The 21,072-nt window shown below is 63.6% G+C and carries 20 protein-coding genes; 15 read left to right on the forward strand and 5 right to left on the reverse strand.

What is annotated here, in order from left to right:
- Positions 1–7 precede the first annotated feature (7 nt).
- From gatC to WG900_RS00160, 6 genes are all read left to right on the forward strand, one after another.
- Entirely contained in the window at positions 8–310 is a 303-nt protein-coding gene (gatC, locus tag WG900_RS00135; RefSeq protein WP_339963854.1) for an Asp-tRNA(Asn)/Glu-tRNA(Gln) amidotransferase subunit GatC, read from the forward strand.
- A gap of 1 nt (position 311) precedes the next feature.
- Positions 312–1,796, forward strand: coding sequence for an Asp-tRNA(Asn)/Glu-tRNA(Gln) amidotransferase subunit GatA (gatA, locus tag WG900_RS00140; protein WP_339963855.1), 1,485 nt, complete (start codon positions 312–314; stop codon positions 1,794–1,796).
- Between the two features lies 1 nt (position 1,797).
- Positions 1,798–3,291 carry an Asp-tRNA(Asn)/Glu-tRNA(Gln) amidotransferase subunit GatB gene (gene gatB / locus WG900_RS00145; protein WP_339963856.1) on the forward strand — a complete coding sequence of 498 codons (1,494 nt, stop codon included), beginning with the start codon at positions 1,798–1,800 and terminating at the stop codon, positions 3,289–3,291.
- Positions 3,292–3,949: 658 nt separating this feature from the next.
- A complete protein-coding gene (locus WG900_RS00150; protein WP_339963857.1) occupies positions 3,950–4,864 on the forward strand; it encodes a VOC family protein in 915 nt (304 codons plus the stop codon).
- A 3-nt stretch (positions 4,865–4,867) separates the two neighbouring features.
- Positions 4,868–6,025 (forward strand): alpha/beta hydrolase family protein, encoded by a 1,158-nt coding sequence (locus tag WG900_RS00155; protein ID WP_339963858.1) that lies wholly within the window; start codon positions 4,868–4,870, stop codon positions 6,023–6,025.
- Positions 6,022–6,822, forward strand: a complete 801-nt coding sequence (locus WG900_RS00160) for a cyclase family protein (protein WP_339963859.1) — start codon at positions 6,022–6,024, stop codon at positions 6,820–6,822. Before WG900_RS00155 ends, WG900_RS00160 begins: the two co-directional genes overlap by 4 nt.
- Positions 6,823–6,828: 6 nt before the next feature.
- Here the strand turns inward: WG900_RS00160 and WG900_RS00165 are convergent, their stop codons facing one another.
- From WG900_RS00165 to WG900_RS00180, 4 genes are all read right to left on the reverse strand, one after another.
- Positions 6,829–7,896, reverse strand: a complete 1,068-nt coding sequence (locus tag WG900_RS00165; protein WP_339963860.1) for an alpha/beta hydrolase — start codon at positions 7,894–7,896, stop codon at positions 6,829–6,831.
- A gap of 50 nt (positions 7,897–7,946) precedes the next feature.
- The gene (locus tag WG900_RS00170) at positions 7,947–8,648 is read right to left on the reverse strand and encodes an SDR family NAD(P)-dependent oxidoreductase (protein WP_339963861.1); all 702 of its coding nucleotides are present in this window, start codon (positions 8,646–8,648) and stop codon (positions 7,947–7,949) included.
- Complete coding sequence (locus tag WG900_RS00175; protein WP_339963862.1) at positions 8,641–9,834, reverse strand: MFS transporter; 1,194 nt, start codon at positions 9,832–9,834, stop codon at positions 8,641–8,643. The genes WG900_RS00170 and WG900_RS00175 overlap by 8 nt, the downstream gene beginning before the upstream one ends.
- A gap of 62 nt (positions 9,835–9,896) precedes the next feature.
- Positions 9,897–11,039 (reverse strand): FAD-dependent monooxygenase, encoded by a 1,143-nt coding sequence (locus tag WG900_RS00180; protein ID WP_339963863.1) that lies wholly within the window; start codon positions 11,037–11,039, stop codon positions 9,897–9,899.
- 141 nt (positions 11,040–11,180) lie between these two features.
- Between WG900_RS00180 and WG900_RS00185 the strand changes: the two genes are divergently transcribed.
- Genes WG900_RS00185 through WG900_RS00200 form a run of 4 tightly spaced genes read left to right on the forward strand, consistent with a single transcriptional unit; the run spans position 11,181 to position 16,415 of the window.
- The gene (locus tag WG900_RS00185; protein ID WP_339963864.1) at positions 11,181–13,487 is read left to right on the forward strand and encodes a TonB-dependent receptor; all 2,307 of its coding nucleotides are present in this window, start codon (positions 11,181–11,183) and stop codon (positions 13,485–13,487) included.
- 4 nt (positions 13,488–13,491) lie between these two features.
- Positions 13,492–14,475 (forward strand): MBL fold metallo-hydrolase, encoded by a 984-nt coding sequence (locus WG900_RS00190; protein WP_339963865.1) that lies wholly within the window; start codon positions 13,492–13,494, stop codon positions 14,473–14,475.
- Positions 14,472–15,389 carry an NAD-dependent epimerase/dehydratase family protein gene (locus WG900_RS00195; protein ID WP_339965289.1) on the forward strand — a complete coding sequence of 306 codons (918 nt, stop codon included), beginning with the start codon at positions 14,472–14,474 and terminating at the stop codon, positions 15,387–15,389. Before WG900_RS00190 ends, WG900_RS00195 begins: the two co-directional genes overlap by 4 nt.
- A gap of 15 nt (positions 15,390–15,404) precedes the next feature.
- On the forward strand, positions 15,405–16,415 hold the full coding sequence (locus WG900_RS00200) for a LysR family transcriptional regulator (RefSeq protein ID WP_339963866.1): 1,011 nt from the start codon (positions 15,405–15,407) through the stop codon (positions 16,413–16,415).
- Here the strand turns inward: WG900_RS00200 and WG900_RS00205 are convergent.
- Complete coding sequence (locus WG900_RS00205) at positions 16,391–16,849, reverse strand: winged helix-turn-helix transcriptional regulator (protein ID WP_339963867.1); 459 nt, start codon at positions 16,847–16,849, stop codon at positions 16,391–16,393. The genes WG900_RS00200 and WG900_RS00205 overlap by 25 nt on opposite strands.
- 141 nt (positions 16,850–16,990) lie before the next feature.
- Between WG900_RS00205 and WG900_RS00210 the strand changes: the two genes are divergently transcribed.
- From WG900_RS00210 to WG900_RS00230, 5 genes are all read left to right on the forward strand, one after another.
- Positions 16,991–18,577, forward strand: a complete 1,587-nt coding sequence (locus tag WG900_RS00210; RefSeq protein ID WP_339963868.1) for a phytoene desaturase family protein — start codon at positions 16,991–16,993, stop codon at positions 18,575–18,577.
- A complete protein-coding gene (locus WG900_RS00215; RefSeq protein WP_339963869.1) occupies positions 18,577–18,804 on the forward strand; it encodes a hypothetical protein in 228 nt (75 codons plus the stop codon). The genes WG900_RS00210 and WG900_RS00215 overlap by 1 nt, the downstream gene beginning before the upstream one ends.
- Positions 18,805–18,889: 85 nt before the next feature.
- On the forward strand, positions 18,890–19,513 hold the full coding sequence (locus WG900_RS00220) for a PadR family transcriptional regulator (RefSeq protein ID WP_339963870.1): 624 nt from the start codon (positions 18,890–18,892) through the stop codon (positions 19,511–19,513).
- On the forward strand, positions 19,510–19,830 hold the full coding sequence (locus WG900_RS00225; RefSeq protein ID WP_339963871.1) for a DUF2218 domain-containing protein: 321 nt from the start codon (positions 19,510–19,512) through the stop codon (positions 19,828–19,830). The genes WG900_RS00220 and WG900_RS00225 overlap by 4 nt, the downstream gene beginning before the upstream one ends.
- Positions 19,831–19,973: 143 nt before the next feature.
- Positions 19,974–20,996 carry a VOC family protein gene (locus tag WG900_RS00230; protein WP_339963872.1) on the forward strand — a complete coding sequence of 341 codons (1,023 nt, stop codon included), beginning with the start codon at positions 19,974–19,976 and terminating at the stop codon, positions 20,994–20,996.
- The last annotated feature ends 76 nt before the right edge of the window (positions 20,997–21,072 follow it).

A 21,072-nucleotide genomic window follows, 5' to 3' on the forward strand; every position in this document is an offset into this window, starting at 1 on the left:
TCCGATCATGTCGGTCGATACCGCCACCGTGGCCAAGATCGCCTCGCTGGCCCGCATCAAGGTTAACGAGGCCGAGATCGAGGCCATGGTGCCCGAACTCAACGGCATTCTCGCCTGGGTCGAACAGCTCGGCGAAGTCGACGTCACCGGCGTTGAGCCGATGACGGCCGTGATCGAAAACCACCAGCGCCTGCGCAATGACGTTGTCGGAGCCGATCCGCTCACCGGCGGCGGCGTGCGCGATGCCGTGCTGGCCAATGCCCCGGCGGCGGAACACGGCTTCTTTGGCGTGCCCAAGGTGATTGAATAAGATGACTGACCTTACCGATCTCGGCGTCGCCGCCATTCGCGACGGCGTCGCATCCGGCGAATTTTCCGCCCTCGAAGTGGCCGAGGCGTTCAACGCCAACGTCGCGGCTGCCGGCGCGCTCAACGCGTTCATCGTCACCACGCCGGAAAAGGCCATTGAAGCCGCCAAGGCCACCGACGCGCGCCGCGCTGCCGGACAGGCTCTAGGCAAGATGGGCGGCGTGCCGATCGGCATGAAGGACCTGTTCGCCACCAAGGGCGTGCAGACCACCGCGGCCAGCCACATGCTCGAAGGCTTCACGCCCGAGTATGAAAGCACCGTCAGCCAGAAGCTGTGGGATGCCGGCGCGGGCATGCTCGGCAAGCTCAACCTGGACCAGTTTGCCATGGGCTCGTCGAACGAGACGAGCTATTTCGGTAATGTCATCAGCCCGTGGAAGCGCAACGATGGCGGCAACGCAGCGATGGCTCCGGGTGGCAGCTCGGGCGGTTCGTCCTCCGCTGTTTCCGCGCGGCTCTGCCCGGCGGCAACCGGCACGGACACCGGCGGCTCGATCCGCCAGCCGGCGGCCTTCACCGGCATTTCGGGCATCAAGCCAACCTATGGCCGCTGCTCGCGCTGGGGCATCGTTGCTTTCGCCAGCTCGCTCGATCAGGCCGGCCCGATGGCGCGCGACGTGCGCGACTGCGCGATCATGCTTGAGGCGATGGCCGGGTTCGATCCCAAGGATTCGACCAGCCTGAACATGCCGGTCCCCGAATGGGAAGCCAGCCTTTCGGGCGACATGCGCGGCAAGAAGGTCGGCATCCCGCGCGAATACCGCATGGACGGCATGGACGCGGACGTCCTCGCTTCGTGGGAACAAGGCATTGCCTGGCTCAAGGACGCGGGCGCCGAAATCGTCGAGATCAGCCTGCTGCATACCAAATATGCGCTGCCGGCCTATTACATCGTCGCTCCGGCCGAAGCCTCTTCGAACCTCGCGCGCTATGACGGCGTGCGCTACGGCCTGCGCGAACTGCCCGAGGGCGCCGGCCTGCAGGACATGTACGCCGCCACCCGCGCTGCCGGTTTCGGCCCTGAGGTAAAGCGCCGCATCCTGATCGGCACCTACGTGCTCTCGGCCGGCTTCTACGATGCGTACTATACGCAGGCGCAGAAGGTCCGCACCCTGATCAGTCGCGACTTTGCCGAGGCGTTCAAGCAGGTCGACGTGATCCTCGCCCCTACCGCGCCGACTGCCGCTTTCGGCCTCGGCGAAAAGACGAGCGATCCACTGTCGATGTACCTCAACGATGTGTTCGCCGTGCCGGCATCGCTGGCCGGCCTGCCGGCAATGAGTGTCCCCGCGGGCCTCAACCGCGAGGGCCTGCCGCTCGGGCTTCAGATCGTCGGCAAGGCGTTTGACGAGCAGGGCGTGCTGAACGCAGGTCTGGCGATCGAGCAGAGGGCGCAGTTCTCGGCCAAGCCGGAAAAGTGGTGGTAAGATGAGCGAATATCGCATCCAGGGCGCAACGGGCGAATGGGAGGTCGTGATCGGCCTTGAAGTCCATGCGCAGGTCACGTCAAATTCGAAGCTGTTTTCCGGCGCGGCGACCGCTTTCGGGGCCGAGCCGAACAGCCAGGTCTCCCTCGTCGATGCGGCCATGCCCGGCATGCTGCCCGTGCCGAACCGCGAGTGCATTCGCCAGGCGGTGCGTACCGGCATGGCGATCGGCGCGCAGATCAACAAATGGTCGCGGTTTGATCGCAAGAACTACTTCTACGCCGATTTACCGCAGGGCTACCAGATCAGCCAGCTCTATCACCCCATCGTCGGCGAGGGTCAGGTCGAGATTGCGCTCGATCCCAAGAACCCCGAAGACGTGAAGGTCATCGGCGTCGAGCGCATCCATGTCGAGCAGGACGCCGGCAAGCTGATGCACGATCAGCACCCGACCATGTCCTATGTCGATCTGAACCGGTCGGGCGTGGCGTTGATGGAAATCGTCAGCCGTCCGGACATGCGTTCGCCTGCCGAAGCAGGGGCTTACCTGGCAAAGCTGCGCTCAATCCTGCGCTATGTCGGATCGTGCGACGGCAACATGGACCAGGGCTCGATGCGCGCCGACGTCAACGTCTCGGTGCGCCGCCCGGGTGAGGAATTCGGCACGCGCACGGAAACGAAGAACGTCAATTCGGTGCGCTTCGTCATGGCCGTGGTTGAGAGCGAGGCCAACCGTCAGGTCGACGTGATTGAGGGCGGCGGCAAGATCGTGCAGGAAACCCGGCTCTACGATCCCGACCGGAACGAAACCCGTTCGATGCGATCAAAGGAAGACGCGCACGATTACCGTTACTTCCCCGATCCTGACCTGCTGCCGCTCGAGCTTGACGATGCCTTCCTCGAGGAATGCCGCGCGTCGCTGCCCGAGCTGCCGGACGCCAAGCGCCACCGCTATGAAAACGCGCTGGGCTTGTCGCCCTACAACGCCAACGTGCTCACCAACGACGTCGAAACCGCGCGCTGGTTCGAGGCGCTGCTCGCCGAGACCGCCAAGGCATCCGGCAAGGGCGAGGCCGACGTGGCCAAGCAGGCGGCCAACTGGCTGATCTCGGAATTCTTCGGCGCGCTCAACAAGCTGGGCAAGAGCCTTGAGGACAGCCCGGTCGGCCACGAAGCCGCCGCCGGCCTGCTCGCCCTCATCACCGATGGCACCATCTCTGGCACGATCGCCAAGCAGGTGCTCGAAAAGATGTTCGAAACCGGTGACAGCGCAGCGGTGATCGTCGAGCGCGAAGGACTCAAGCAGACCTCCGATACCGGCGCGATTGAAGCCGCAATTGCCAATGTTCTCGCCGACAATGCCGACAAGGTCGAGCAGTACAAGGGCGGCAAGGAAGCCCTGTTCGGCTTCTTCGTCGGCCAGACGATGAAGGCAATGCAGGGCAAGGCGAACCCCAGCGTGGTCAACGACCTGCTGAAGAAGGCGCTGAACTGAACCACACGCTAAATTGTTGCATTTTCAATTTTTTATGGTCCGTGTGAGACCAGTAATGCGATACTTTGCAGCACTCGTTATCGCGATTGCTTCATTGCCTGCTCAAGCGGGTGAGAAGGCGCAACTCAATAGACCACATAGCCCTCTGACTCAGGGTATGTCCAACTGAACGTGAAGGTTGGGACAACCTCTGATCCGACACCATTCTCTGGACCACCCCGGGCTAGAGTTTCCCGGGATCAGATCAGACGGGGTGCGCTTCACTTTTGAATACGCGGTGCAGGGCAATCCGATGAAGTACAAGGGCGTGGCCCAGGCCTCGCTGGTCAGGGGCTAGCTTTGCCTGATCAGCTTCACCGCACCGGCCATCCATTTCTATGACCGCGACCGCGCCCGCGCCGAAGCGATCATGGCCAGCGCGAAGCTCTGATTTTCGTTTTCGTTCGCAAAGTTGAGGGGCGGCTGGGAATGGCCGCCCCTTTGCATTTGTGCCAGCATTGTCGCAGCTATCGACCACGTCGATTGGAACCATGCCAATAAATCGTCAGCAGCGTTTTGCCGATCTGCTAGGGTCGATGGCAAGGGGCCGTCGATCGAACTCCCAGCGCAGACGTGGCTGGGCGGCGGCGGCTGTCCAGAGGAATTGAGAGGGAGACCTATGAGCCGCATCAGCGAAATCCGCTATGTCGGATATGCCGTTACCGACCTTGAGGCGGAAAAGGCGTACTACACCGAAAAATGGGGCCTCGATCCGGTCCCGTCCGATGATGGCCCAGATTCAACAACTGCCTGGTTCAAGGCGCGCGGGCACGACGAGCATCATGTTGTCCGCCTGCGCAGCGGTGACACGAACCGCGTCGACGTGATCGCCTTTGCCGCCGATAGCCGCGCCGATGTCGATGCACTCGCCGACAAGGTGACCGCTTCGGGCTGCAAAATCGTCCACCCGCCGCGTGACCTGACGACGCCGGGCGGCGGCTATGGTTTCCGCTTCTTCAATCCCGACGGCATGATGTTCGAGATTTCGAGCGACGTCGCGCGCGGCGAAGTCGCCGATGTGGCCCGCTGGGACGGCGTTCCGGTGAAGATCAGCCACATTGTCTTCCATTCGCCCGACCATCACGGCCTGATGGCCTGGTTCACCGACGTGCTGGGCATGAAGGTGTCCGACTGGCTGGGCGATTTCATGGGCTTCCTGCGCTGCAATTCGGCGCACCACCGCATCGCCATCCTGCCCGGGCCGCCGTGCCTCAACCATGTCGCCTATGACATGACCGGCGTTGACGGCATGATGCGCGGCATCCTGCGCATGAAGCAGTCGGGCAACGACATTGGCTGGGGTCCGGGCCGGCACACGGCAGGCAACAACACCTTCTCCTATTTCGTCACGCCGAGCGGCTTCGTCACCGAATTCACCTCGGAGCTTGAGGAAGTCGATTTCGATACGCACCAGCCGACCACTTATGTGCCTGCACCGCTGATCATGGACCAGTGGGGCATCGGCACCGGCGGTCCGCAGACTCTGCCACATCCGGCGCCCAATCCGGGCCTGTTCGAAGCTGTGGAGGCCTGATCGATGGCGCTGTTTGAACCGTTCCCGAATTACATCTGGAACCTCTCGGTCTCGATCGCCATGGAAAATGGCGGCCGCATCGGCGAGATCATCGACATTATCGAGCCGCTGAAGGCCAAGGCCCAGGCTGGCGCGGATGCCAATACGCAGGACTTCATGGCCGAATGGGTCAAGATGGCCGACAAGCTGACCGGACTCGCGCAGGAAGACATTGCGGCGGGCCGCATGTTTTCTGCCGGCAACAAGCTCAAGCGGTCGTCGATCTATTACCTGACGGGTGAACGTATGCAGGCCCACGGCTCGCCAGGCCGCGCCGAAACCTATGACAAGGCGATCAAGAACTTCCTCAAGGGCATTCAGTTTGCCGGCGATCCGGTCGAGCGGATCAGCATTCCCTATGAAGGCAAGGAGATCACTGGCCTGTTCCACAAGGCCCCGGTGGAAGGCCCCGCGCCGGTCGTGGTGTATTGCAACGGCCTCGATTCGATGAAGGAAATGCTGTGGATGGGGGGCATCCCCTATGCGCTTGCCAAGCGCGGCATCCACACGCTCTGCGTCGATCAGCCGGGCACCGGCGAGGCGCTCCGCCTGCAGGACCTGCCCGCCACGCCCTATTCGGAGCGCTGGGCCTCGGCCTATGTCGATTATCTTGAGACGCGCGCCGATGTGAACAAGGACGCGATTGGCATGACCGGCATCTCGCTCGGCGGGCACTTCGCTCCGCGCGCGGTGGCCTATGAACCGCGCTTCAAGAGCGGTGCGGCCTGGGGGGCCAACCACAACTGGCACGAAGTTCAGTACAAGCGCATGCAGCGCGAGGGCGAGAACCCCGTACCGCATTACTGGGGCCACGTGTTCTGGGTGTTTGGCGCGACGAATATGGAGGACTTCCTCGAGAAGTCGAAGGACATGAACCTCAACGGCCACATGGACCGCATCAAGGTGCCGTTCCTCGTCACCCATGGGGTCAGCGACCGCCAGATCTCACCCGATTATGCGCAGCAAGCCTATGACCAGCTGGTCAATTCGCCGCGCCGCGAACTCAAGTGGTTCACGCCGCGCGAAGGCGGGGTCGAGCATGTCGGCGCAGATAACCACGCCTTTGCCATTGATTACATTGCCGATTGGTTCGCCGAGACGCTTGGAGGAAAAACCGCATGACCCGCCGTTACGTCGACCTGTCGATGACGCTAGAGAACGATATCATCAGCGATCCGCCGTTCCTCAAGCCGACGATCACTTACGAAGTCCATGCCGAAACCAAGCATGAGCTGGCTCACTGGTTCGATCCGGAAGAGGCCGAGGGCATGCGTGGCGGCCAGCCGTTCTGTGCGGCGGAATGGGTCAAGCTGACCACCCACAGCGGCACCCATGTCGATGCGCCGTGGCACTATCACCCGACCCAGGATGCCGCGCTCCCGGGCGGTTCGCGACCCGCCCAGACGATCGACCAGATGCCGCTCGAATGGTTCTTCAATCCGGGCGTGAAGCTCGATTTCCGCGACAAGCCCGACGGCTACGTCGTCACCGCGCAGGACGTCGAGGACGAACTCGCGCGCATCGGGCATGATCTGAAGCCGCTCGACATCGTCGTTGTCAACACCGCGGCCGGCATGGCGCTCGCCAACCGCGATCCGAACTATGTCGGGATCGGTGCAGGGGTCGGCTATGAGGCGACCATGTACCTGCTTGAACGCGGCGTGCGGGTTACCGGCACCGATGCCTGGTCATGGGATGCCCCGTTCAGTCACACCGCGGAAAAGGTCAAGGAAACCGGCGATCCGAAACTGATCTGGGAAGGCCACCGCGCCGGCGTCGACATCGGTTATTGCCACATCGAAAAGATGCACAACCTAGAAGCCATCCCGGCAACCGGGTTCATGATCAGCTGCTTCCCGCACAAGATCAAGGGCGCCAGCGCCGGCTGGACGCGGGCCGTGGCGATCTTCGAGGACTGATTTCTGTCAGGCGGCGGGGATGCCAAATCCCCGCCGCAGGGCATTCAATTTGACGTTCTCGAACCAGGTGCCGAGCGGTGCCTTGGCCATCAGCGCAATGCCGTCGAAGCCGTGGAATGCTCCCGGTACGACTATCAGTTCGGCAGGTACCCCGACATTGTTGAGCCGCTGCGCGTAATCGATATCCTCATCGCAGAACAGGTCGAGCGTGCCGACGCCGATGAAGGCGGGCGGCAGGCCCTTGAGGTCGGCCATGCGCGCCGGCACGGCATATTTCGGAGCCTTCGCACCGCCGGGCATGGCGCCAAGGAAAGCCTCCCAGCCGAAGCGGTTCTGTTCGGGCGTCCACACCATCCTGCCGACCCACGGCTGGACCTTGCGGGTGATACCGGTGCGATCGTCGAGCATCGGGTAGATCAGGCACTGGAAGCAGACAGGAACTTCGCCGCGATCGCGCGCCACCAGCGCCAGAATCGCCGCATGACCGCCGCCGGCGCTTTCGCCCATAACGGCAATCCGCGCCGGGTCCGCGCCGATTGATGCAGCGTTGGCATGGAGCCATTTCAGTCCCGCGTAATTGTCCTCGATCGACCCTGCATAGGTGGTTTCGGGCGCGAGCCGGTATTCGACGGTGACGATGACGCAATCCAGCTTGACCGCCAATTCCTGCATCTGCCGGACCGAGGTTTCCGCTGATCCGGTGATATAGCCGCCGCCGTGGGTGTGCAAAATGGCCGGGCGACTGGTCCCGGGCTTGGCGTTGATGACGTAGATTGCGACATCGGGATGCGGCTTGCCCACCGGGATCACCTTGCGCTCGTGCGGAACGCTGGGGAGCGAGCGCCAGTCGCCGAAGGGAAACGGCTTGCGTAGCTCAGGCAGGTTGGCGCGTGTCCAAGCCGGCATGTTCTTCATCATGCCCGAAAACTGGCGGGCGATGGCACGCAGTTCAGGGTGGATCATGGCTTCGGGCAGTCCGGCAACAGCCTGCGCGCGGGCGAGCGAGGGCATTGCTGCTAGGCCGGCCAGCGCAGCACTGCCTGCGAGCCATTCGCGGCGATTGAAGTGCATCATGCTTTATACCCTCTCACAAACTAACGTGGCCGATTGGCCTTACCAGCTTGCTACCAAGCGGTCGCACCGCCGTCCACGGGGAAATCGGCACCGGTGACGTAACGCGCCTCGTCGCTCGCCAGCCAGACCGCGCACCATGCAATGTCCTGCGGTTCGCCGAGCATTTTGAGCATGTTCCTGGCCAGCACGCGTTGTTCGAACGCCGGGTCGGCGGCGAGATGCTGCGCGGTCGCAGCGGTGCGGATGAAGCCGGGCGAGATTGTGTTCGCGCGAATGCCGTGCGGGGCACCTTCCATCGCCAGTTGCCGCGTCATGGCGAGCACGCCGCCCTTGCCGGCACAGTGCGCGAGTGCGGGCGAGCCTTCGAGTGCGTGGGCTGCATTGGCCGAGGCGAAGTTGATCACGCTGCTGTTGCCGCCCACCTTGAGCAGGGGCCATGCCGCGCGGGTGGCAAGGAAGACGATGTCGAGTTCGCCCGCCAGTGTGGCTTTCCAGTCAGCGTAGGACAGCTCTTCGATCCAGTCGAACACGGCAAAGGCGGCGGCGTTGACCAGCACGTCGATGCGGCCGTGTTCCGCCCCGATCGCAGCGAACAGCGCGTTCACCGATGCCTCGTCAAGCAGGTCGCATTCGGCCCGGTCGATTCCGATCACCGTTGCTCCCTCGGCGGCAAAAGTGTCTGCGCAGCCGCGTCCGATCCCGCTTGCCGCGCCGGTGACGACCGCCACCTTTCCGGCGAGCCGGTCAGGCAAGGGCAGGGGCCTTGCGCGTCATGCCGAACCCGGCGAGCAGCGCGCCGATCAGCGCGGCGGCGGACAGCACGCCGAAGGCCGGGAGCAAGCCGCCCACCAGCTTGGTGGCGATGGTGACTGCGATCGGGCTGATGAACTGGCCGATCGAGAAAGCCCCCGTCCAGATGCCAGCGCCGCGTCCGCGCATTTCGAAGGTCAGCAGGCTTATCGCCCAGACCAGCAGCGTGGGCAGCAACATGCCGGCGCCCAGCTGGTTGATGAAGCAGCCGATCAGGAACGGCGTGGTGTCTCCTGCGCGCGACATCAGCAGGAAGCCGACCGCGAGCATGGCAAACTCAATTGCCAGCAGGCGGAACACCGGCCAGCGGCTGATGCGCGAATAGATCCAGGTGCCCAGCACAACCCCGATACTGGCGATCGAAGTGAGGAAGCCGGCGCGCGCCGGGTCTGTCACGCCCAGTTCGTGCAGCCCGACCGACGACTGGATCTGGACGGTATAGAACAGCACCGATCCGAAGACGGTGACCGCTACGATGCCGAGCATCTTGGCCATAGGAAACCCGGCCCAGCTGGCGTGGTGCGGGGCCTTTTTCGCCACGTCGCCGGCATCGCGCTCCGATGGCTCCCAGGTGTAGAGCAGGACCAGCGCCAGCATCAGCAGCGCCGAGGAATAGACCCAGAACGGGGTGCGCCAGCCAAACTGGCCAAGCTGTCCGCCAAGGTTGAAGAACACCAGCGCCGACATCGAGGCGACCGCGGTTTGTCCGGCCAGCCACTTGTCGCGCGCCGCTCCGGCGAAATAGTCGCCGATCATCGTGGTCGTCAGCACCATGATGAGCGCTTCGGCTAGCCCCACGCCGATGCGGCTGAGCAGGATCGCCTTTATGTCGGTGAGGAAGACCGGCGCGACACCGACCACCGCATAGGCAACGAACGACCACAACAGCAGCCGCCGACGTCCGAACCAGTCCCCCAAAATCCCCGCCACGGGCGAGAACAGCGCGACGCAGAGCGCCGGCACGGTCAGGATCATTGGCACCCAGTAATCGAAGCCGGGAATCGCCGAATATTCGGCCAGCATCTGCGGCAGGATCGGGGCGAGCAGGACGATCGCCATGGTCGACAGCGTGATCGGCAGCAGCAGGGATAGCCCGGTCATGAAACCGGGGTCGCGGTGCTTGTCCATGTGTCCCTCTCTCTTCGGCCCCGGGTTTGCGGTAGCCGTTACGCCATCATCATTATCGGGCGTCAGTAAGGCGCGTTGAGCCTCCCCAGCGCCCCTTCGATCATGCCGGCGATTTGGCCGGGATTGCCATGGTCCAGCTGGAGCTGGCCGATGGCGACGCTGGATTCGATGACGTCACGGCAGCGGTCAAAGCGGCGTTCCTCGTATGCGGCCAGCGCCTGTTCAACCGAGGTGTTGTTCGCCAGTTCCTCGGCCAGCACGATGCCGCTTTCCACGGCCATGCCCGCGCCCGATGCCAGATGCGGCGTGGTCGCGTGAACGGCATCGCCGAGAAGCACGACGCGGCCACTCGACCACGGGCGCGGCTGGATCGCGGCGGCCAGCGGGCGGTAATTGATCCAGTTGGCGCGGCTCATGTTGTCACGGATCCAGCCGGCATTGCCGCCAAAGGGACCGAGCAGCTCCTTCATCGTGGTGAACAGCTCTTCGTCGTCCATGAACTTTTCGCGCGGCACGTGCGGGGTCAGCAGGAACAGATAGACCGCGTCCTCGCCGCAGATGGTGATGCCGCAGGGGTTGTCGCTGCCGAAATAGAATTCGCCCATGTCCTGTTCGGGCGGCTTGCGGATCGAGATGCGCCAGCAGCCCTGTCCGGTTTCGACCGGTTCGGCCATGTGCGGAAAAGCGAGTTTGCGCACGGCCGAGAACACGCTGTCGGCGCCGACGACTAGGTCATAGCGGCCATTGGTGCCATCCGAGAAGGTGACGTTGACGCCTTCGCCTTCGGTTTCCAGCGCGGTCACCGTCAGTCCGAGCCGGACGGAGATGTCCAGTTCGCGCACGCAGTCCTGCATGATGCGGTGAAGGATCGGGCGCATGATGCCGCCGGTTGCGGGCAGGCCTTCCTCGATCTCGGGCTCGTCAAGCACGCGCAGGATCTGGCCGTTGAACAGGCGAACGCGCGAAGCACCGGTAGTGACCGCGCCTTCCGCCTTGATCCGGTCGACCAGCCCAAGGTGCTTGTAGGCGCGCAGCGTTGGCCCGGTGATGGTGATGCCGGCGCCATAAACGCGCCAATCCGGATCGAGGTCGATCAAATCAACCGCGACTCCGCGCTGGGCGAGGCTGATTGCCGTCGCCATTCCCCCGATGCCGCCGCCGACGATCAGCGCGCTGGCAATACTCCCGATCTTTTGTTCGTTCATAAGTTACCCCTAGCGATGCGCGGCGCAGAGACAAACCCGAAGCATCGATAGGTTTGCATCCATAAATTCGGTGAGAGTTTTGCGCCCAAATTAGAATATGCGGCTCCCAGAAGTGCAAACATGCATGGGGAGGATAACCAAATGCGCTCTTTTCTGATCTCTACGACCGGGCTTGTCGCGATTGCCATGGCTGCTCCGGCTCAGGCGCAAGACGCCCCCGAGGCAGAAGACAACGGCTCCGAGATCATCGTTACCGCCCGCAAGTTCGAAGAACGGCTAGTCGACGTACCCGTTCCGGTGTCAGTCACGACTGCCGAACAGCTGGGCCGCGACCAGATCTATTCGGTTACCGACCTGCAGCGCGTGACCCCCGCGCTTGAAATCAGCCAGACGTCAGGCGGCGAAGTCAATGGCGGCGCGCGCCTGCGCGGCCTTGGCACGGGCGTGTTCAACGCCTCGGTCTCGCCCTCGGTGGCCTTCATTGTAGATCAGGTGCCGCAGGGCAACCTGACCTTCCCGATCCTGTTCGACATCGGCCAGGTCGAAGTTCTGCGCGGCCCGCAGGGCACGCTGTTCGGTCAGGGTGCTTCGGCCGGCGTGATCAACATTTCCACCGTCGAGCCCTCCACATCGGGCATCTCGGTCTCGGGCAGCGTCGATTTTGCCGACAAGGGCACCGCCGGTTCGGAAGTGGGCGAACTGACCGCGCGCGGCGCGATCAACCTGCCGCTTGGCGAGCAGGCGGCGATCCGTTTCGCCACCCATTACAAGCGTGAGCTTGGCCTGCAGCGCAACACCGCGCTTGGGCTCGACAACGACATCCGCGAGTTTGGTATGCGCCTGCGCGCGCTGCTGCGGCTCAGCGAGACGGTCAAGATTACGCTGAACGGCGAATATACCCGCCAGAATTCGCGTGGATGGAACTTCTTCGCGATTGCCATTGCGCCGAATGCGACGACGCTGGTCGATCCCGATGGTCCGGGGCCGGCTCCGACCCTGCCGGTGTCGGTCTATTCCACCAATACGTTCAAGGATGCGGCGGGCTGCAAGATTCCCGTGATTAATGCACGTGCCGAATTCTATTGCGAGGACACGCAGACCTCGCTGATCAACACTGCGGCCGGCATTTCCAGCGCGATCGACGTGGAGATCTCCGACAGCGTCACGCTCACCTCGGTCACGGCCTACCGCGAACTCGACCGCGAAACCGGCTCGGTCAATTTCTCGCGCCGGCTTGGCGTTGGTGCGCGCACCGAAAACCAGGAATCGGAATCGCGTCAGTTCAGCCAGGAACTGCGCGTCGCCTATGACAGTGACGCACTCAAGCTGGTCATCGGCGGGCTCTATTCGGGCTTCCGCCTGCGCACGACGCCGATCGACAACACGCTGCCCTTCGGCATTGCGGCGCTCGGCAAGCGTACCGGCTTCAGCGTTTGCCAAAACGCCGGCGCGTTCTGCGTCGTTCCCGTGGCGCTGACCTATGAGGACACGAACAACAACACGCTCGCCGCCTTTGCCGATGCGACCTTCTCGATCACCGATCAGCTCGATCTGTTCGGCGGCATCCGCTACACCGATTACAGCAACACGACCGGTGTCGGAAACAACACCAATTACGCCACCCGCGTTTCCAAGGTGGAAGACAACAACCTGTCGGGCCGTATCGGCCTGAGCTTCAAGCCCAGCGAAGATACCACGCTGTTCGCGTCCTATGCGCGCGGTTACAAGCCGCCGGCCATCGTGGTGCCGACCATCGCGACCGACCCGGTGACCGTGCTCAAGCCGGAAAAGGCCGATGCCTTTGAAATCGGCGCGAAGATGCAGATGGGCCGTATGCAGCTTTCGGCCAATGCGTTCTATTCGAAGGTCAACAACTTCCAGACGCAGTCGTCAGTGTTCAACACCGCCGGCGCCCTGATCTCGGTGACGCAGAACATCTCAAACGTCACCTCGAAGGGCTTCGAGCTGGGGATTTTCGGCCAGGTGACCGATCAGATCTCGATCAACGCCGGCTATCAGTTCAACGACGTCCGCTTCCCCACGGGCTTTGTCGGCAATGATGGCGTCAGCCTGGCCGGCACCCAGTTCCTCAATGCGCCGAAGCACAAGTTCACCTTCTCGGGCGAATTTGTGCAGCCGATGGGTGGGAACCTCGAACTGTTCGCCAATACCAACGTCGTCTGGAAGAGCGCCGTCCTGCTCGCGCAATATGGCAATCCGGCCTATCGCTATCCCAGCCACGCCATCATCAATGGCGGCTTCGGATTGCGGGATGCGGACGGCAAGTGGACCCTCTCGGTCTTCGCCCGCAACCTGACCAAGCAGCGCGAACCGACTGCCTACCTTGCCAGCGACTTCGCCGGTACGTCCGATGGCGGCATCCGCGCATGGCCGGCGGCCGGCCTGACCGCGCGAGTGGTCGGTGTCTCGGCCGGCTTCAAGTTCTGATCGCTTGAAGCGGGCTTCATCCCTTGCGGCTATTGCCGGGCTGGTCCTTTGGGCCGGCCCGGCTTTTGCCGCACCGACTTGCCCGGTGCTGCGCTGGGTGACGCTTGGCACCGCCGGCGGGCCAATCCCCACACCGGAACGGGCCGAACCGTCCAATCTGCTGATTGCCGGTAATCACCACGTTCTTGTCGATACGGGTGACGGCGCGGTCAACCAGCTGGCAAGGGCCGGAGTAACCCAGCAGCGAATATCGGCCGTCTTCCTCAGCCACCATCATTTGGACCACACCGGCGGACTTCCCGCCGTGATCGGGCTCCGCTGGATGAACAACATTCCCGGCAAGCTGAAGGTTTATGGCCCGCCCGGTACGCGTGAAATCGTCGATGGCGCGCTGCTGGCCATGCAGCCGCAGGCGCGGGTTGGCTTCGGGCTGGGCGCAAAATCACCACCGCCGGCTTCCTCGGTCGAGGTCATCGAACTGACCGACGGCGCGCAGGTGGAGATCGGCGGACTGAAAGTCACTGCCGCCGCCAACAGCCATTTTGACCATCCCGGCCCGAAGCAGGCTAGTGAGCCGCTGTCGTTCAGTTATCGCTTCGATCTTGGCACCCGGTCGATCACCTATACCGGCGATACCGGGCCAAGCGATGCCGTGACGCAGCTAGCGCAGGGCAGTGACATGCTTGTCAGCGAAGTGATCGCGCTCGAACCTATTGTCGCCCAGATCCGCGCGAGCCGGCCTGACATGAGCGAGGACCTGTTCGGCCAGATGCGCCGGCACTTGTCCACGCACCACATCACTGCAGCCGATATCGGGACGATGGCCGCGAAGGCCGGGGTGGAGCGCGTGGTGTTGACCCACTTCGCCACGCCGCCGGGGCCAATTGCGCGCTTTGCCAAGCCGTTCCGCGCCGACATCGCCCGCAATTATAGCGGGCCGGTTGCCGTGGCGCAGGACCTCTCTTCATTTGAAGTGACTTGCCGGTGACCATCCTGGTGACGGGTGCCTGCGGCTTCGTCGGGCGTGAATTGGTGCGCGGATTGCTCGCGGCGGGCAGGGCCGTGACCGGGCTTGATACCATGACCGGCGGCATCCCGGCGGGCGCGCGCGCCGTTGCCGGCGATATTGGCGATGCGGCGGTGCGGGCGGATGCCTTGTCTGGTGTCGAAGCAATCATCCACCTCGCCACGGTGCCCGGCGGCGCGGCGGAGGCGGATCCTGCCGCCTCGCGCCGCATCAATGTCGATGCCATGTATGACCTGATGCTCGAAGCGGCAGCGGTGCGGCCCGGTCTGCGCTTCGTCTATGCCAGCTCGATCGCGGTCTATGGCGATCCGCTGCCCGCGCGGGTCGACGAAGACACACCGCTCAGCCCGAAGATGATCTACGGCGGGCACAAGGCGATGATGGAACATGCCGTCGCCATGTTCTCCAACCGCGGCCTGATCGACGGGGTGACGGTGCGCCTGCCCGGGATCCTTGCCCGACCAAAAGGCCCGAGCGGCATGAAAAGCGCGTTCATGTCGGACCTGTTCCATGCCCTGAAAGCGGGCGAGCCGTTCATCTGCCCGGTCTCGGCCGCAGGGATGATCTGGGCGCAGTCGGTGGCGCGATGCGCGGCGAATTTCACCCATGCGCTGAGCCTCGACAGCCGGCTTCTGCCGCCCGGACGCGCGGTGGCCTTGCCGGCGCAGCGCGTGTCGATGGGGGCGCTGGCCGCAGAGATCGCCCGCCAGTGCGGTGTCGATCCGGCGTTGGTCACTTACGCCCCCGATGCCGCGCTCGAAGCCGCCTTCGCCGCGCAGCCACCGCTGTTTACCCCGGCAGCCGAAAAGGCTGGTTTTGCTCATGACGGCGATCTTGCTATACTCGTCTCCAGTGCCTTGGCGACCCTGTCGTAACTAGGACTCGGGGAGATGGCCATGCGGTTCGGTAAGCTCGATCTCAATCTGCTGGTGGCGCTCGACGCGCTGTTGACCGAGCGCAGCGTCAGCCTTGCTGCTGACCGGCTGTGCCTTTCGCAGTCGGCCACGTCGAGCGCGCTGGGACGGCTGCGCGACTATTTCGGCGATGACCTGCTGGTCGTGCGCGGCCGCCAGATGGTGCTCACCGCGCGCGCGGAAGAACTGGTCGATCCCGTGCGCGCCGTGCTCGAACAGGTGCGCCAGACCATCGCGGTGGCGCCGCAATTCGATCCTGCCACGTCGGACCGGCAGATCCGCCTGATGGCTTCGGACTATTCGACCGAAGTGCTGGTCGCCCGGGTTATCAACGAACTGGCCGTCGTCGCGCCGAACATGCGGTTCGAGATCCAGCCGATGAACGACCACCCGGTCGACCTGATCGAGCGCAACCAGATTGACCTGCTGCTGACCATCGACTTTGCAATTTCGGCTGACCATCCCAGCCAGATCCTGTTCGAGGACGATCACGTGGTTGTTGGTTGGGACCAGAACCCGATCATGCAACAGCCGATGACCAAGCAGGTCTATTTCGAGGCTGGCCATGTCACCTCGCGGTTTGGCAAGTCGCGCATTCCGGCCTTCGAGGACGCCTTCCAGCGCCGCCAGAAGCAGGGCCGCCGGGTGGAAATCGTCGCGCCGACTTTCCTGTCGGTGCCGCGCCTGATCATCGGCAATCACCGCATCGCGACGATGCACCGCCGCATGGCCGAACGCATGGTGCAGATCCATCCGCTGCTCACGCACGAACTGCCGTTCGACATTCCGCCGATCCGCGAAGCCTTGCAGTGGCACATCACCAACAACAACGATGCCGCGCTGCGCTGGGTGATCGAGCGCTTGGCAGCCCATGCCAAGACCGAAGTTCCGGCCCATACGCCCAAGGTCGTGCCGATCGATCCTATGGTGCGCGAAGGCGTGCGCGATGACCTGACGGCGGTCTATCGCGGCAGAGGCAAGCCCTGATCGCGTTCAGCCAAGAAGCCTGACCGCGCCGCGCCAATCGCGGGGCTGTTCTCCTCGATCCAGCCAATCAGCTTCGCCGCCTGTTGGTGCAACCCTACACCCAGTTCACTGAGTTCATAGCTGACCTGTGGCGGCACGTGCGTGGTCGCTTGACGCAGGACGAAGCCGTCCCGCTCCAGCGCGCGCAGCTTGAGCGTGAGCATCCGCTGCGAAATCGCCTTCTCTTCCGATAGTCCGCCCAGGACGCGGCGCAGCTCCGCATGGCGGCAGGCCCCGGTGGCGAGCACCAGCAGGATCAGTGTGGTCCAGCGATCGCCCAGAAGCCCCATGACCTCACGCACCGGGGCATCGCGGTCAGTCCCGTGCGCCTGCATCTGCGCAGTCAGCGCGGCGATGGCGGGGCGTTCGAGGATCGAATTGCGGGCATCGCCCATCGCTCTGCTGCGTCCTTTGGCAAGGCACAAAAAAGTGCCGTCTTCCCCGTTCTCGCTGGCACATTATGACGCTGGGCAATGCAGTCAACACAAGGGGAGTGAAGTGGTGGCACAGGTTCAGGATCGGCGCGGAGACCAAGGATGAGCCAGTACGGTATCGTCGTCATGGGCGCAGGCCACAACGGCCTCACCGCCGCCGCCTATATGGCCAAGGCGGGCAAGCGCGTGCTCGTGCTTGAGGCGAAGGACCACTACGGCGGCGGGGTTTCGACCCGCGAACTGCTGCGCCCCGGCTTCTGGCATGACGAGCACTCCAACGTACACATCATGATCCAGGGCAACCCGATGCTGCGCGAGGACGAACTGGGGCTGCTGGGAAAATTCGGGCTGGAATACATCTACCCCGATCTCGTCCACGTCAGCATCTGGGACGATGGCACGGTGATCCGCTCGTACAAGGACCTCGACCGGACCTGCTCGGAGCTGGCGCAGGTAACTTCCGAAAAGGACGCCGAGGCCTATCGCAAGTTCGTCGGGATGAGCCAGACGGCACTGCCGATGCTGATGAGCGGGCTCTATTCGCCGCCGTTCCCGCTGGGCGCTTTCGTGGCGATGATGGACCAGTCCGACGAAGGCCGCTTCCTGCTCGATCTGATGCAGCGCTCGGCGCTCGATGTGGTCAGCGCCTATTTCGATAGCGATCTGCTGCGCATCCACATCGTTCGCATGGTCACAGAGAACCTGCAGATGCCCGATGAACTGGGCACCGGGATGGGCGCATTTGTCATGCCGGGGATCATCCATACCTTCGGCTGCTCGATGCCAAAGGGCGGGTCGGGCCAGCTGAGCCACGCGCTCGTCCGCGCGATCGAGCATTTCGGCGGCGAGGTGCGGGTCAGTTCGCCGGTGAAGCGCGTGCTGGTATCGGGGGGCAAGGCCGTGGGCGTTGAACTGGAGGACGGCGAAACGATCACGGCGCGGGACGGCGTGATCGGCCAGATCCACCCGCACAAACTGCGCCAGTTCGTCAGCGAAACGCCCGAACCGGTGCTGGCGCGGGCGGAGCGGGTGACCCAGTCCACCTTCTCGATAAACCTTACCCACATGGCGCTGAAGGAGCGGCTGCGGCTCAAGGTCGGCAACGATTGCAACGCCATGATGACCGAGCTGATGGACTTCTACACCGTGCGCGACATGTGCCTCGAATACGACAAGCTGCGGCGAGGCGAGGTCTCTTCGCGGTTGATCGCCGGGGGTGACAACACGGTGTTTGATCCCACCCGCGCGCCGGAGGGATCGGGTGTGTTCTACGGCGTGAATTTCGCGCCCTACCACCTCGCGCATGGCGGTGCGGCGAGCTGGGATGCGGTCAAGGAAGGCCACGCCGATCGGGCGCTGGCGCAGTACCGCAAGTTCTTCGTCAATCTGGACGACGATAACATTATCGCGCGCAAGGTCTGCTCACCGCTCGATCACGAGCGCGGCTCGCCCAATTCGATGGTCGAGGGCGATGCCCACGGTTGTGCGCCGTTCTTCTACCAGTCGATGGGCCACCGCCCGACGCCCGATCTCGGCAGCTTCCGTGTGCCGGAGGTGGAGGGGCTCTACCTCGCTGGGCCGTTCATGCATCCGGGCGGCGGCGTCTTCGGGGCAGGGCGAGCCACGGCGATCCAGATGATGGATGACATGGGGATCGACTTTGACAAGGTTTGTGGAGGGCCGGTGTGATGCGCAGCAACAAGGTGCCCGTGGCGAAGATTCTCGATGCCAATGACAAGGAGCTGATGGCGATTCGGCGGATTTCCGGGGAGGACGGCAATCTTGTGATCCGCGGCAAGATCTTTGGCGCCATGCCGATGGTTGCCAAGCTGACCCCGTCAGAGGCGCGGGCGGCGCTCAAATTGCTGGATTTCAAGACGTTCTTTTTCCTGCTGACCCTGTTGTTCCGAAAATAATACGTATCGTTACAAGATATATCTTGAAATAGTATCTTGAGCCGCCTATCTCCGTCGCATGCACATAGCGAAGGAGTTACAACGCATGCATTTCGACAGAGGAAACAAAGGCCGGGGCCCAGGTCCCCGGATGCGCGGCGAAGGCGGATTTGGTCCGGGTTTCGGTGCCGGATTTGGTGAAGGCTTCGGCCGCGGCTTCGGCCCCGGACCGAGCGGCGGCGGGGGCGGCGGTCACCGTCGCGGCAAGCGCTTTGCGGGTGAGGAACTGCGCCTGATGGTGTTGGGCCTGCTGGCCGAAGAGGCCCCGCAGCACGGTTACCAGCTGATCCGCAGCTTTGCCGCCAAAAGCGGCGATGCCTATACCCCCAGCCCGGGCGTGCTTTACCCGCTGCTCACCCTGCTGGCTGATATGGGCCTGGTCGAGGAAGTTGGCGGCGAGGGCACCTCGCGCCGGTCCTATGGCCTGACCGATGCCGGCCGCGCCGAGATCGAAGCGAAGCGCGCCGTGATCGACGGCGCATTTGCCCGCCTCGCTGCCATGGCCGAACAGGCCGGCCGCGCCGATGCCGCGCCGATCAAGCGCGCCATGATGAACTTGCGAACCGCATCGATGCAGCGGATGATGCGCGGCGACGCCAGCAGTGAAACTGCGCTGTCCATCGCCGCCTTGCTTGATGAGGTGGCTCAGAAGATCGAGAGGTTGCCATGATCCATTCCAGCACTGCAATCGTGCCCACCGAAAAGGGCAGCCGCTATCTGCAGCAACTGTGCAAGCACTGGGCGCACAACCTCGCCGTTGAATTCGACGAGACCAACGGCCGCGTCGTCTTCCCCAAGGACGCGCGCGGCGCGGACTGGCCGGGGGACGGCGTGTTCACCATGGCGGCGGGCGACATGGCGCTCACCTGCCGGATCGAGGCCACTTCGGCGGGCCAGCTCGAAGGTCTGAAAGGCGCAGCGGAACGCCACCTCAACCGCTTTGCCTTTCGCGAGGGCGACCTGACCTTTACCTGGCAGGACGACTGATTGGCGAGGACGAAACCGGCGACCATCCGGTTTCGTCGATATCCTGAGTTCCGATCAATCCATGGGTCGGAATTGCGCTGGATCAAGAAATCCGCGCCGCCGCCGGAGCATCTCCCCTTCATCTGATGAGGGAGTGTTCCGCAATGGCAATTATCGGCATCCGCCGCCTGACCTGGCTGGTCGAGAACGTGGCGCAGTGCACCGCGTTCTTCAGCGACTTCGGGCTGTCACTGGTCAGCCAGCAGGCGAACGAAGCTCTGTTCGAACTGCCCGATGGCTCGCAGACGGTTCTGCTTGAACGCGGCCACCCGCGCTTGCCGCAGGACACGGCGCAGACCGGCAAGGGCGTGTTCGAATGCGTCTGGGCGGTCGATAGCGAGGAAGGCCTCGCGCGGATCAAGGCACGGCTTGAGCCTGATATCACGCTCACCACTGACGATGAGGGCGTGGTCCACTTCGTCACCCCCTTCGGGCAGGCGATCGGCCTTCGGGTCTGGCAGCCGCGCGCCGTGTTTGGCGCGCCGACGCCGCAGAACACCATCGGCCGGATCGAACGGCTCAACCAGCCGCGCAAGTGGATCGACCGCGCGCTGCCCAAGCGCACGCATCATTGCGTCTGGACTTTTCCGGACGTCCAGCAGGCGCTCGAATTCTACCGCGACAAGCTCGGCTTCCGCATCACCGACATGCAGAAGGGCTTCGGCGTCTACATGCGCGCCGATGGCTCGTACGAGCATCACAACATTTTCCTCGCCAATGCCCACGCGCCGATGCCCGGCTTCAACGGCACGCTGAAGTTCCACCACGCCAACTGGGAGGTGGAGGACATCGACGAACTGATGGTGGCGAAGAACTACCTTGACCGGCGCGGCTACAAGTACGGCGACTGGAACTGGGGCTTTGGCCGCCACCGCCTGACCAGCGCCGCGTTCTTCTACGTTCCCTGTCCGGCGGGCGGCGATGCGGAGTATGGCGCCGATTGCGACTGCGTCGACGATGGCTGGAAACCGCGCATCTGGGACGGCGCCTTCGGCACGGCAATCTACATGACCAACCTGCCGGACTTCATGGCGGACGAGCCCAACTGGGACGTCACCTATGCCCGGCCGGACCAGCTTCACTACCACCCTGCGGATACGGCGACGATGGCCGAGGCCGCCGAGTAATCTCCCCCTCTCCGTCATTCCCGCGAAGGCGGGAATCTATCTCCGCTCAATTAGTTGCGAGACGTCGGATGGATCC

It is taken from the genome of Novosphingobium aquae (genome assembly GCF_037572715.1).
Taxonomy (GTDB): Bacteria; Pseudomonadota; Alphaproteobacteria; order Sphingomonadales; family Sphingomonadaceae; genus Novosphingobium; species Novosphingobium aquae.